Below are 13,119 nucleotides of genomic sequence, written 5' to 3' on the forward strand. Positions count from 1 at the left end.
ATTTAAAGTTATGAATTATCCTATAGTTTTTTACCCAAAAGTGGTAATGCAGTTCTGCCATCAATATCCTTTGCCAGAGGCAACTTCTAGTTGTGCCACCTCATCCCAACTTCAAGAAACTCAACAATTCGAGCAACCTGTTGTTTTGCTGACTCCGCCTCAACCACCTGTGGTGTTACCTGTCAAGTTGCTGTGGTTAATTTGGGTGTTTTGGCTCTATGGTGCGATCGCACTTCCGGTGTTAGCTATTTCTTGGGGTTGGCTGTGGTGGGAAATGCTGTTGGTAGTAGCTGCTTATTCATGTTTAATTGCGGCTGCTTATAGTTATGTGTTTGGTTGCCGTCAAAAACTGCTATCCAAGTATAAACAGCAAGTTCTTGAGTACAACCAACAAAATATATTATCCCATCAACATTTATCCTCGAATAAACAGCAAGAATTTTCTAGTTTTAAGGTGGAAAAAGAAGGGTTGCAGACAGGTTTAAAAAGCGCCAAACTTGAGTTGGATTCCAGAAATCGAGCGCTCAAGGATTTGATGTCACTTCGGGTTAGTCCTAATGGCACATCTCAAGCTCGGCAAGGAGTGAGTGAACAACTCTTTTTGCAATATTTGCAGCAATATTTCGAGGAAGTTGTCCAAGCAGCAGAGTTTAAAATTCCGTCATCTCAGAGGAGCTATTCAGCAGATTTTATTGTAATTCACACTCCATCTGGGATAGGAATTGATGTCGAGATTGATGAACCTTATGCTGGCAAATCTAAGAAGCCCACTCACTGCTGCGATGCTGACAGCGATATGCGCCGCAATCAATTATTCTTAGAGTGGAATTGGATTGTGGTTAGGTTTACTGAAAAGCAGGTGGTTCAAGCTCCTTTGAGCTGTTGCAAGTTCCTGGCGATTGCGATCGCCTTTGTAACGGGCGATCGCTCTTATTTAAAGCAACTGGAAACTGAACCCGATTTGCTGAGCGTCAAACCTTGGACAACAAGAGAGGCAAGGGCTATGGCTAAAAGGAACTATCGCCTTACTTATTTACCTGGATTTGGCGTCGGTTCTGGTTGCGATATGGTTTCCAAGTTTTGATTAAGCGCACGCAATATCCGAGTTATTGACTGCAATAAATGTTTATAATTAATACAAAGGAGATAAAATAGATATGCTGTCATTTGAAGAGGGGTTCATTGAAAGTCAACAGCTCAACCAAAGACTTCTGCAAACAATTCGTTTGCTTGGAGAGTACAAGGGAAAGCAGGAGTTATTCAAACAACAAGCCCCACAAGTTTTAGGCACTTTGCGCCAAGCTGCGGTTATTCAGAGTACCGAATCTTCTAACCGCATTGAAGGCATTACTGTGCCGCGAGAACGGATTAAGAAATTAGTAACAGAAAAAACAACGCCGCGCGATCGTTCAGAACAATAAATTGCGGGTTATCGGGAAGTGCTAACTACAATTCACACCAATTATAACCACATTCCTTCTATTACCAGGCGTGGGAGTATTTCTTGGGAGTCATGCTGCTATCAGCTTATCGGGAGTTTGAACAGGGGGTGGGATATGTTACATCCGCAAAGCGATCTAGTATTAAAAAAAGTAGCTTTCAAAAAAGCTAAAGTTCTAACACTTAAGCGTAATCTATCCGACCGCAAATTCACTTAATTGTCGCATATTAGGGGGGTCAAAACCAAGTATAATGTCTTGTTTAGGAACTCCTAATTCTACGAGTTCGTTAGCAATCCCCACCTCAGTTCCATCCTGCTGAATCCAAATTTTATTGTCCATAATATCCAGGTGCAAAACCGGGCCATAAATTCGCCGCTGATTGCGCCAGCCCACATATACTAATTGATAATGATCGCGCTCGGTATCAAAGATAGTTTGAGCCTGAATTCGCTCATCCCACACAAGACTAGCGTGTTGGGAGAGAAGATTTTGGATGTGCTGCCTATAAAGGTCTACATTTGCCATTGTGCGATCGCCTCCTGCTCTATATCGTAAACAATTAAATGAATGTGATTTTGTTGAATTAAAGACTGAATAAACCCCATTGTGAAAAAACTATCGTAGACATGGCTGGGTACTGCTAGGTATAAAATGCGGTCAGTTTCTTGTTGTTGCAAAGCGGCTCGATAACTAATGAATTGTCCTAAAGCTGTGTAAAACTGGGAGATTTTGGAGGGGCCAATAAAACTTTTGATTTCAACGGCAATTTTCTGTCCGTCTTTTTGGGCCGCAACCACCCTTTCGGCACCCAAGTCGATGTAAAGTTCTAAACTTCCTGCTTGTAAAGTGTATGGATCGTGAGTAATCTGCCATCCATCTTTTTCGAGAGCGGTTTTAACGACTTCGTGAAAAGCATCTTTAGCAGACATAGCTGTACTGACTCGTTGTGTTTAATATCTCGGATAGTTGTATTTCAAGTATATACGCTCTTCATCTGAAAGCGATGTTCTCGGGCAGCGCCACAAAACTTTGCCCCTCTGCCTTTTTTATGTCAGAAAAAGCCTTTCGTCCAAATATGATTGTCCAGCCGATATAGTGTTGCAGCCGACGAGTCGAACATATCGGCTTGCTCTTAGTGCAGGAGATACACCTATGCTGCTATGAGAGGAAGCCATTTTTGGATGTGGCGAAAAATGTTTGCTATTGGCTGCCGGAGAAACAAACTTGTCTCTCCGGCATAATTTAATTACCAGTCGATTTTTAGCTCGCAGTTTTTGTTGCTGCCGTTGCTGCTACCATTGCTGCTACCATTATTGGTGTCGTTGTTGCTACGGTTGCTGCTTTCGAGAGGGAATTGGAAGTTTAAGGCCAGCAGTTCTTGCTCAAGAATTGACTTTCGGTCTTGGACTTTTTTGTCTCTCACAAGTCGCAGAGCGTGGATTATTTTGTCGAGCGTTTGATAGCTTGTTTGTTGAAAATTCAAGACAAGTGTTGTTTGTCGGTCCATAATGTACAGTTGGTTTTCTGTTTGGTGGACGAAGGTTAAATTATTGAAGTAGTAGGTGTTGGTTTGTGAGACTTCCATTTTTTATCTCCGATACTTTATTTTTTGGCGCGACAGCGCTCATTTTTTTTTGTACTAAATTTTACGAAAAAACGTATAAGTAATTTATTTTTATCAAGGTCGGCTCACAAAAAAAATGAGCAAGCGCCGTCTCAAGTTACTTAGCCAAATCAGGAAAAATAGTTGATAAATAAATCTATTCATAAATTGGTAATACTTAGTGGCAGCGCTATCAGTAATTTAGGTTGCAAGTTGAAAATTGTTAAGTAGCATTTTTATTAGACAATACTCACTTTGTCAGGGAACCATAACTAATCCAATTCAATTTCTTGGATGCGCTGTTTATAAGGTTGGTTATTTTGTTGAATATTTTGCTGTTCTTGCTCAATTAATTGTATCCAGATATCATTCCAACTTGACTGTGGATTAACAAGTTCTGCATTCGGTAGCAGCTCCCTTGCATTTCGAGCGAGCATATAATCTTCTGCGATCGCTATAATAACGCTATCGAGTTCTTGTAAGAATTGTGTAGGCAGTTGTGAAGCTCGTTCAATTCCTAGGTAAATTGTGGGTGGTAGTGTTGCAGAGTTATCCTGGTTATTTTCCTGTTCAATAAGCAAAATTGAAAGGGCTTCTATTGGGTTACAGGCAATCACAGCTCGCTCAATTTCTCCGGTAGTGGCTACCCAGAAAGCAGCTTCAGATGACAGGGGATGGGTTGTAGTAAAGTTGCCTCTTTCATCGAGAACAAAAGCGAACCGGGCTTCCCCGTCAAGCGTCCGTGCCGTAAAGACAGCCTTTTCTGAGCGATCGGCATACAGCCAAGAATGAGAGTGCAATTTTTCAAGCAATTCTAAAGGTAAACTGTACTCGACTGCTAGATGCGATCGCACTCTGGTCCACTGATTTTCATTCCTTTCAGGCAGGATTGATAATTGTAACTCTAGCTCATTTGCTGTTGCAGGAGTTGCAGGCGTGGTTGTTTCTAGTTCAGATTGTGACGACTCTAGCTCATGTGCTGTTGCAGATAGGGTTGCTACTAACTCGGATTGTGACGACTCTAGCTCATTTTCCTCTGCTTCGCTGGGGGCAATAGCTAAGTTTTGTGGCTGCATTAAAGCCTCAATTAGGGCGTTATCTCGCCCTTTGTCATAGCTAACGCCTCGATGCTTCTGCAATCCCGAAAAAGTGTAGGCTTTACCCAAGTGAGTGCCACTTAAAGCGACCCCATCTAAATTGTAAGAAATGCCTTTACTCAAGCCGATTCCAGTTTGTGTGACTTGTACCTCTACGCCTTGTTGCTGCAACTGCTCAACGAATTCTGGCATACTTGGGTTGTCTTGGGTGACTTCATCAATTAGGTCTTGCAATTGCACCCTGACGCTCTTGTTTCCCTTGCTTTTTAATTGTCTGTGTTCTCCTGTAGTCTGAGCTCGCTTGTCTGTTTCCCAACTGGGTGTAACAGTTTCCAGGTTGTAGTTCCGTTCGAGCTGGCGAATTACTTCTTGGCTTTTGTAATAATCCCAGCTATCGTCAACAACACCTCCATCTAGGCAAATGCGACTGGCGACGATGTGGATGTGGTCGTGTTCTGTATCGCTGTGCTTGACAACTGCGTACTGGTTGTTGTCAAATTCCATCGCTTTCATGTAGTTGGCTGCAATCGCCAGCCAGCGCTGGTCATTTTCTTCAGAATCTTCTAGTTTTTCGGTGCTATCGACAGATAAAGTGGCGTGAAAAACTGCTACTTTCAGGTTAGGTCTTAGTTGTCGGGCGATGCCAAATTCAGCAGCGAGTTCTTCAGGAGTTTGTCCGCACATAGTACCGCCAATTAGAGTGGCGTCTTTTTTGCCCAGCACGTAGTTTAGACAGCCCCGAAAGCCTGTACCTTTGATTTGTTTGCCAATCATAACCGAAAAGCCGTCAGTTGCACAGAATCGATTGCTCAGGCGGTAAAGCCGAGGCTTATTAAGAATTAGCGGACTGTAGATTTGGCGAGGTTTGCAACTATTGTTTTAATTGCAGCCCCGTTCTCTCGAATTAGTTGCTGTACGCTTTTTAAGAGTCCTGTATTGACAACAACGGGTTCTCCCAATGCTACGCCACTATTGCAAGCTTTAGCAATCTGATTGAGGTTGTTTCCTGCAATTCTCAATTGGGCATCAATCTTGCATAAAACTTGATAGGCTTTTAAGTCAAATGCAGCTAGAGGGCGTGGCATGGTTCTCCTTAAAGCTGCACGGCGCATGAAGTCGCTCATGCTCAAATTGACTTGCTCTGCTCTTGCTTTAATTTGATTGTAGTCTGAGTCAGACAATCTCAGTTCCAGCCGACTCGAAAGTCTCTGATTTTGCTGCGGTTGAGGAAATTTATTGAGCTTCATAGTCATAAAAATAGTTGAGTTTATCTCATTTTATAAACCTATAACTACTTTCAAATTCACCCCAAAAGAGCAAACTAGGGGCGTAAAGTGACCCCCGCCATTTGAGGATAACTGGTTGCGAGCGCTACTCAATAACTGACAATCTATTCATTTGCTTTTTAAAGTGTTTGCTCGACAGGCGAGGGCGTTGTCAGCTCCTTTCTCCCTCTCATTTCTTATAGCTGTATAATATTCAGCTTGATTTGTATTACAGTTAGCTACATTTGTCATTAAAGCTTAAGAAAGTCTTAAACCTGACCTGGCGGCTAGGATTCCGCATTCATGAGGTGCATTGTTTTTCTTTAAAAGTAATAAATAAAGCTTTGTACGGACAAAACCATTGCTTGCTACCGATAGAGAACAGTCATAACCTGCCTCAACAGGCAAATGTACGCTCGACACAAAAAAGCAGCAATTTGACCGAAAAAGTCAGGCGTTTGCAGGATATTTTCCGGTAAATACAGGTAAAGTGCAGCCCCTGCAAATGCCTGTATTCTCACTGATTTTATACTGCACTTGCCTGACTTTATACTGCACTTGCCTGACTTTAGCGCTCCACAACAATTAGTGAATTTTTAGCCTTTTTAACAACAAGTGAATTGACTTAATAGTCAAGTTACAGTCTCTAAATTGAATTAAAACTCAAGTTTCAGAAGTGCGAAAAAATTGGCAACACAGTAGCCGTTATACCAGCCTTGACAGTCGCGTAAATTGCTGTTGTCGGACTCGCGCTTTGCAATGGGCTAAACTGTTGTTGTCTGATAAAGCTTGACAGTCGGCTAAAGATTTATTCCCTGACTTGGTTTACAGCAGTCGCTCGACTCCTAGCTATTAATGGCGGTTATAATTCTCCACCCTATTAGTCCAGGTAGTAATCTCTAAGTAGGTAGGCGGGATTAAACCGAATAATGTAACAGTATGTAAATAGGCTTAAGTCAGCCAGTAGAGAGCATTTTGAGACTTTACATCGTTTACATAGTTGCGTTTTAAAGCGCCGACTTACTTAGGCGTAAAGAGCGAGCGCTAATATATTCCAACCACAAAATAGTTCGCAGTGCCTGTCCCATACCTTACCGCTCTTATTGATGATTTGGGCTTCATTCGCGATCATCGCCGTCGGAACTGATTCTATATCAATAACGTTTGAACTGCGGGTAAGCAGTATGCTCAATATTCATGGGGGGTGGATATTTTTCGTCTGCACGCATTAGTCAGGGTTTGCGATTGCAAAACCATTGCTTGCTACCGATAGAGAACAGCCATAACCAGCCTCAACATAGAAATACACGCTCGACACAAAAAAGCAGTAATTTGGCAGGAAACTGCAGGCGGAAAGCAGGATATTTTATATTTAGGTCTAGTTCACCCCCTCGGTTCTTTGAAAACCCTGAAAATGCCTTCTTTAGGTCGAGCTATGTGCGCTCCATCAATCTATATTTTTTATACCTTTTTGTTTGGTGTTAATTCGATTGTTTGGTTGATAAGTTTTAAAACAGCTCTATAACTGGTCGAGATCCGAAAGTGCGATTGACCTGCTACCATCGACGACATAAAGGTTATCAAATCGTGGGTGAGGCAGTTGAGGTCTAATACTGAGGTTTTGGGGTCGCTACCAAAGCAGCAGGTGCCGCATTGATGGCCCACAGCTTGCAAAGGAATGTTATTGCGGAAATACAGGCTAAACGGGATGACGTGCACGGCATTTCGCTCGCTCGACTTTAGCACCGATGTCCAGCGATGGATCAGGCGATCAGCAGCTTCAGTATTCTTCAGCGTGTAATCCCGGTGTAAGTTGTCACCGACAACACGTACGCGATTCTTAAAGTCGGGCAAATCCTCGGTTTGCCACCACCCCACGGCTCGTTCAGGTATCAGGTGGAGTTCAAAGCCTGGAATCAATTTCACGTAGGGTGCTAAAAGTGGGGGCGCTTCAGCCAAAATAATATCTGGCAGCACATTTCCGTTCAGATGGATTCTATGTCAAGCTTTTTAAATTAATTTTTGTTAAAGAATGTGTTAAAAACTTTTTTGTCTCATCACTTGTACCAGCAGTTAATTTAATTTACAGAGGTAGCCTAGTAATGCCATCTGACCATCGACAATCTCTAAACTGGCTGTTGCAGCAGTTTCAGCCATTGCCCGGTAAACCTGACATCCTTTATGGCTTGCGTACCCTTTTGGCAGTGAGCGGGCCCATTGCAGTTGGCTTTATTACAGGTCATCCTGCTGCAAGTGCGATCGCGGTGATGGGAGCTATGTTTGTTGGCATGGTCGATACGGGTGGAGCCTATCGCCAAAAAGCAAGTGTAATGCTCGCAGCAACCATTGGCATTACTGCCGCCTTGTTAATAGCGAATCTGGTTAGTAGTACCCTGTGGTTAGCAATTCCAACAACGTTCTTGGTGATGTTCGTCGCTGGCTTAGCTGGTCTGTTTGGCACGAGCGCCGCGACGGTTAGCCTGGTGACATCAATTATGTTTATCGTCTCGCTAGCAAAATTCGCTTCGTTTCCAGATTTCTCTACTGTTCTTCTGCAATGTGCGCTGTGTCTAGCTGGAGCTTTATGGGCGATGGTGTTATCTCTCTTATTGTGGGTGTTACGCCCTTATACACCTGCGACTGAGGCAGCCAGCAGTTGTTATGCGACATTGAGCAAATTTGTGCGAATGGCAAGCGAGATACCCTTAACTCTCTCAGAGCGTCGTCCGTGGGGAGAGCAATTCTTACAAGCTCAAGACAGCGTAATAGAGAATTTGACCACTGCCCGGAGTGTTTGGAGTGCTGTGTGGACGGGTCGAGAAAGTGCTGATTTGCACGGCAATCAGTTACTCGTCTTAATTGAGGATGTCAACCAAATTACCAATTCGGTTGTAGCATTGGTGGAACTATTAGCGATCGCCTCCTCTCGTCCCTTATTCCAGCAGTTGCACAGAGAAATTCAGCAAGTGATGGAAGCATCGGCAACAGCTCTACAATTTTTATCAGAATCCCTCGCCAAAGAAAAGAACCTTGTTCACTTGGGAGATCTAGATCGGGCGATCGAGGCACTAGAACACCACTGGCAAATCATACACTCTCAAGTCCTGAATCAGGCGAGTTTGGCTTACGCAGATGACTATGCTGACTTGGTGAGTCTTGGCAAGATTGTAGCTAGTTTGAAAGCGCTAGCAGAACAAATTCATACAGATGCGGAACTGGCCACAGATTTACAACGGGGAGAAAGACGCAGCATCGCCCAGCTCAATATTTATCCCCCAATACAGCCACAGCGTTCTTCAATCATTGACACGCTGCGGAACAATCTCACGTTTAATTCTGTTATTTTTCGTCACGCTTTGCGGCTGGCGCTAATAGTAACGACTGCTGAATTAGTAGCCGTGTTATTGCAAGTACCCACAGGCTATTGGGTCACGCTCACTGCTGTAGTTGCCCTAAAGCCGAACTTTGGCGGTACTTCTCAGACAACGGTGCAACGGGTGATTGGAACTACATTGGGGGGCATATTTGGCATTGCCCTTGTCATACTTATCCACAATCCAGTGGCAATATTAGTCTGTCTTCTGATACTCTTAGTCACTGCTATGTCGGTGCGATCGCTGAGCTACGGCATCTTTATCACACTCCTCACTCCCGTAGTCATATTGCTACTGAATATGACAAGTAAAGGCGGCTGGGAAATAGGAGTATTACGCATTGTCGATAGCTTAATTGGAGGAATTTTAGCATTACTCGGCAACTATTTGTTATTTCCCAGTTGGGAGCAATCGCAACTTCCCGCACAACTAGCAAAAACTATTCGATCTAATCTCGCCTACTTTCAACAAGTTGTAGCTAGCTACATCAACCCAGAACAAAACTCCTCGACTGAAACTATTAGAAACCTGCATTATCAAGCAGCATTAGAGAATGCGAATGCGAATGCTGCTGCTCAAAGGTTATTCAGCGAGCCCCGTCACGTTCGAGGAGAAGTTGAACCGATCGCGATGCTGATACTCTACATTCGTGCCTTTTTCAGCTCAGTCACCACTCTAGCAGAACATCAGCGGAAATTTAGCGGAGAGTACCAATTCGCAGATTTCCAGCGATTTACCGATGCGATTGTCCAAGTTTTAGAGAACTTAGCCAACGCGCTGGAACAGGGACACCTACCTCTAGCTTTACCGAAGCTAGATATTTATATCGCAGCCATTCACAACGATATTGAACAGTTACATCTCATTAGGATATCAGAGTTGGCTACAAATCCAATTTCTGTAACATCAACTCGGCAAGCTGTTCTAGAACAAACTCCTGTTTTCACACAACTAGATCGAATTGCCCGTGAAATGAAATGCCTGCATTGTGCGATCGATCGCCTGCAGGCATCAGTTGATAAGAGTTCAACTTAAATATTCAAATACTTTACTAAACTTACTCATATTTTTACAGCGATATGTAGTTTTAGATTATAAGAGGATGTTTTAAAAGTCCGGTCAGGTATAATTTAGCCCTTCTGATTGGGCTTAACTAAGACGATAAATCAAGCTTTGGACCTGGGGGGTTGAGGGCGCGACAACGAAGGTAAAACCTAGATAGGAAAAGCTGTTCAAGCAACAGACCCCCCTGAAAAAAATGGAGAAAAAAACCGTGCTTATTGAGAATCAACCGTGAGGTTATTAGACAGCTATCTGTGAGGGACTGTTTTATGATAGAAAAGAATGGTTTCGTCCAAATAACAAGACCACAACCATAAATGCTATCACAATTCTATCAAACAGTCCTGCAAAAAAAACTGAGCAATAGACAGTTAATTACTCTAAAAATGCGGGTGTAGCTACTACAGAATTATCGCCAAGTAAGGATATAAAGATTAGCTGCCAACCGGCCGTTACCAATACAAGAAAATAGCCGTCGTCGTCATATACAAAGATTTTTAACCTCAAATGCCTTATTGAAATTTAGTCGGATTTAACTGTAGCATATTTTGGGTTAAAGTTAAGATGCGTTTACCCTGCCTGAACAATTTTCTTTCGTATTTCATCAGCGATTAGTATCAATGGTGGGCATAGGAGCAGCATTAACCATTGCCAGGGAGATAGGGGTGCGGTCGCAAAGACTTTTTGTAAAGGTGGGAAATAGATAATAGATAGAATCAGTCCCCACTCAACCGCAATGCCTAACCAGATCAAACGGTTGCTAAAAAAGCCCAATCTAAAAATTGAGGTGCGCTCACTTCGGCAGGCGAAAACGTTTCCAACCTGACAAGCCACGATCGCCGCCAGCGTCACAGTTGTTGCTTGATGATAAATTGCCATCTGAGTAGCAGTCCCCGAACGGGCAAGAATCGCCGAAGTCATCCCCTGCAACTCGGTAATCCCGTAACCATTTGACCGCCAAACCAGCAGGAAACCTATCATTCCTACCACACCTTCGAGCAACCCTAGAAACAAAAAGGCACGCAGCATTAAAGACTTATCCAGTAATGGTTTCGACTTTTTGCGTGGCGGTTGAAGCAAGATGCCTGCCTCCGGTTCTTCTGCGCCCAACGCTAGGGCGGGAATCATGTCTGTGCCTAGATCGATCGCCAGAATTTGCAGAATGACTAAAGCGGGCGGAATCTTAAAAAAGACCATCGCCAGAAAAGGGAGCAATTCTGGTATGTTCGAGGACAGGATATATGTGATGAACTTGCGAATATTCTGATATACAGCTCGTCCTTCCTCGATCGCACTAATAATAGTCGCGAAGTTATCATCAATCAGCACAATATCAGCCGCTTCCCGCGCCACATCCGTGCCGCTGAGCCCCATCGCAATGCCGATATTGGCAGCTCTCAAGGCTGGAGCATCATTCACCCCATCACCCGTCACCGCTACGGTATGACCCATCCCGATGTAAGCCTGAACCAGCCTTAACTTCTGTTCCGGCTGTACGCGAGCAAAGATTAACCCGGATTTTTGCTGCAATATTTGACACAACTGGGCATCCGAAAGATGTCCCATTTCTTCGCCCGTAACGACCCTGGCTTTACCATCTACTAAGCCAATTTGCTGGGCAATCGCTTCTGCGGTGAGTCCATAATCTCCTGTTACCATCGTCACCTGGATACCTGCTTGATGGCATTGGGCGATCGCGTCGGCAACTTCTGCTCTCGGCGGGTCAATCATTGCCACCAACCCAACGAAGATCAGATTTTGCTCCAATTCCTGCGCGTCTTGCGGTTGCTCCTCTTTCTGCCGCGTGGCAACTCCCAGAACTCGATAACCTCGACTTGCAAATCCATCATTAACAGCAGTCACCTCTGCCCGTTCTGCTGCTGATAATTCTTCTATGCGTCCATCTTTCAAAATCTGTTTACAGTGTTGCAGCACGTCCAATGGCGATCCCTTTGTAAAAATCAGATAGGGAGCCGTTAGCGGTTTGAGATTGTCCGATTGCCCTTCTAACTCAAACCCTAAACCTGAATTATCCGAACTTCTTTGCAGCACGACACTCATCATCCGTCTGCGCGAATCAAAGGGAACTTCCTGCGTTCTCTTAAGCTGACGCTGTAGTTCTTCAAAGTTCAGTTTCTTTTTTAGGGCAGCCACCAGCAGAGCAGCTTCAGTGGGATCGCCAATCTCCTGCCACTGACTGGAACCTGCTGGATGGTTCAAGCGGGCATTGGAACAGAGCGCCGAACCCGCCAACAGCAGCTTTACCTGTGATTCCATTCGCCCAGCAGGAACTTGTACCTCTCCTCCCGTCGGGTCGTACCCTATTCCAGTTACTGTAATCTCAGATGTCGGAATCCAGAGTCGGCAAACCGTCATCTCATTCTTGGTCAGCGTCCCTGTTTTATCTGTACAGATGACCGTTGTGGCACTCAATGTCTCCACTGCCGAGAGGCGACGCACCAGAGCATTACGCTTTGCCATGCGCTTGACACCCATAGCCAGAGCCAGAGTCACCGTTGGCAGCAGTCCTTCTGGGATAAATGCCACAATAATCCCGATCGCAAAAATGAAGCTTTCCTTGAGTTCCATGCCTACCAACAGGTTAGTCAGCAGAAACACCACAACACCCAGCCCAAGGGCGATCGTGGTGATGACGTGCACCACGCTGTTAATTTGAACTTCCAGGGTGCTAGGTTCTCGCTTCACAGTTGTAGTGAGATGGGCGACCTGACCAAACTCGGTCTGAGTTCCTGTAGCGTACACGACAGCTAATCCACGCCCTGCCGAAACGGTAGAACCTGCAAAAACCAGATTGCTTGATTCCGAGGCACGCATCTTTTCAGTGGCTACAGGTTCCGCCGATCGGGCAACCGGCAGCGATTCTCCAGTCAGCACCGAGACATCGACATAACAAGACTGGGCCGAAACCAGTCTGGCATCGGCAGAGATGCGATCGCCCTCTTCCAATTGCATGACATCTCCCGGAACCATCTCCCTAACGGGAATCTCGCCTAGCTTCCCATCTCGATAGACTTTAGCGCGGGCGGGCAACATTTTATTGAGTGCTGTTAACGCTTGTTCTGCCTGGAATTCTTGCCAAAAACTGAAACCGGCATTAATCCAGATTACAGCCCAGACTGCCCAGCCGAGTTCTGGTGTACCGGACACAAAAGCCAGCGCACCTGCAACCCAGAGCAAGAGTGCCATGAAATGGGTCAACTGATCGGTGAAGCGGAGTAATAGCGATCTTCTGGCTGGTTCGGGCAGTTCATTAAA

10 protein-coding genes are annotated in these 13,119 nt (G+C 44.7%); 3 read left to right on the forward strand and 7 right to left on the reverse strand.

Annotated features, from left to right (window positions below; translation table 11 throughout):
• The first annotated feature begins 10 nt into the window (after positions 1–10).
• Together ACUVJL_RS29645 and ACUVJL_RS29650 are read left to right on the forward strand one after the other, a co-directional pair.
• Positions 11–1,084: a hypothetical protein gene (locus ACUVJL_RS29645; protein ID WP_445249110.1), complete on the forward strand. Its 1,074-nt coding sequence runs from the start codon at positions 11–13 to the stop codon at positions 1,082–1,084.
• Between the two features lie 73 nt (positions 1,085–1,157).
• The gene (locus ACUVJL_RS29650) at positions 1,158–1,421 is read left to right on the forward strand and encodes a hypothetical protein (protein ID WP_445249111.1); all 264 of its coding nucleotides are present in this window, start codon (positions 1,158–1,160) and stop codon (positions 1,419–1,421) included.
• 213 nt (positions 1,422–1,634) lie between these two features.
• Here the strand turns inward: ACUVJL_RS29650 and ACUVJL_RS29655 are convergent, their stop codons facing one another.
• From ACUVJL_RS29655 to ACUVJL_RS29680, 6 genes are all read right to left on the reverse strand, one after another.
• Complete coding sequence (locus ACUVJL_RS29655; protein ID WP_445249112.1) at positions 1,635–1,967, reverse strand: XisI protein; 333 nt, start codon at positions 1,965–1,967, stop codon at positions 1,635–1,637.
• Complete coding sequence (locus ACUVJL_RS29660) at positions 1,955–2,371, reverse strand: element excision factor XisH family protein (RefSeq protein ID WP_445249113.1); 417 nt, start codon at positions 2,369–2,371, stop codon at positions 1,955–1,957. Before ACUVJL_RS29660 ends, ACUVJL_RS29655 begins: the two co-directional genes overlap by 13 nt.
• A 317-nt stretch (positions 2,372–2,688) precedes the next feature.
• Positions 2,689–3,027, reverse strand: coding sequence for a hypothetical protein (locus tag ACUVJL_RS29665; RefSeq protein ID WP_445249114.1), 339 nt, complete (start codon positions 3,025–3,027; stop codon positions 2,689–2,691).
• Positions 3,028–3,317: 290 nt separating this feature from the next.
• Entirely contained in the window at positions 3,318–4,916 is a 1,599-nt protein-coding gene (locus ACUVJL_RS29670; protein WP_445249115.1) for a relaxase/mobilization nuclease domain-containing protein, read from the reverse strand.
• A gap of 65 nt (positions 4,917–4,981) precedes the next feature.
• Positions 4,982–5,395, reverse strand: a complete 414-nt coding sequence (locus ACUVJL_RS29675) for a plasmid mobilization protein (protein WP_445249116.1) — start codon at positions 5,393–5,395, stop codon at positions 4,982–4,984.
• Positions 5,396–6,868: 1,473 nt separating this feature from the next.
• Positions 6,869–7,384, reverse strand: a complete 516-nt coding sequence (locus tag ACUVJL_RS29680) for a GMC oxidoreductase (RefSeq protein WP_333134141.1) — start codon at positions 7,382–7,384, stop codon at positions 6,869–6,871.
• A gap of 125 nt (positions 7,385–7,509) precedes the next feature.
• Between ACUVJL_RS29680 and ACUVJL_RS29685 the strand changes: the two genes are divergently transcribed.
• Positions 7,510–9,816: an FUSC family protein gene (locus ACUVJL_RS29685; RefSeq protein ID WP_445249117.1), complete on the forward strand. Its 2,307-nt coding sequence runs from the start codon at positions 7,510–7,512 to the stop codon at positions 9,814–9,816.
• 597 nt (positions 9,817–10,413) lie between these two features.
• On the opposite strand, the gene ACUVJL_RS29690 is transcribed toward ACUVJL_RS29685, so the two are convergent.
• On the reverse strand, positions 10,414–13,119 hold a 2,706-nt coding region (locus ACUVJL_RS29690; RefSeq protein WP_445249118.1), incomplete at its 5' end, for a cation-translocating P-type ATPase.

The organism is Microcoleus sp. OTE_8_concoct_300 (assembly GCF_031383065.1).
GTDB lineage: Bacteria > Cyanobacteriota > Cyanobacteriia > Cyanobacteriales > Microcoleaceae > Microcoleus.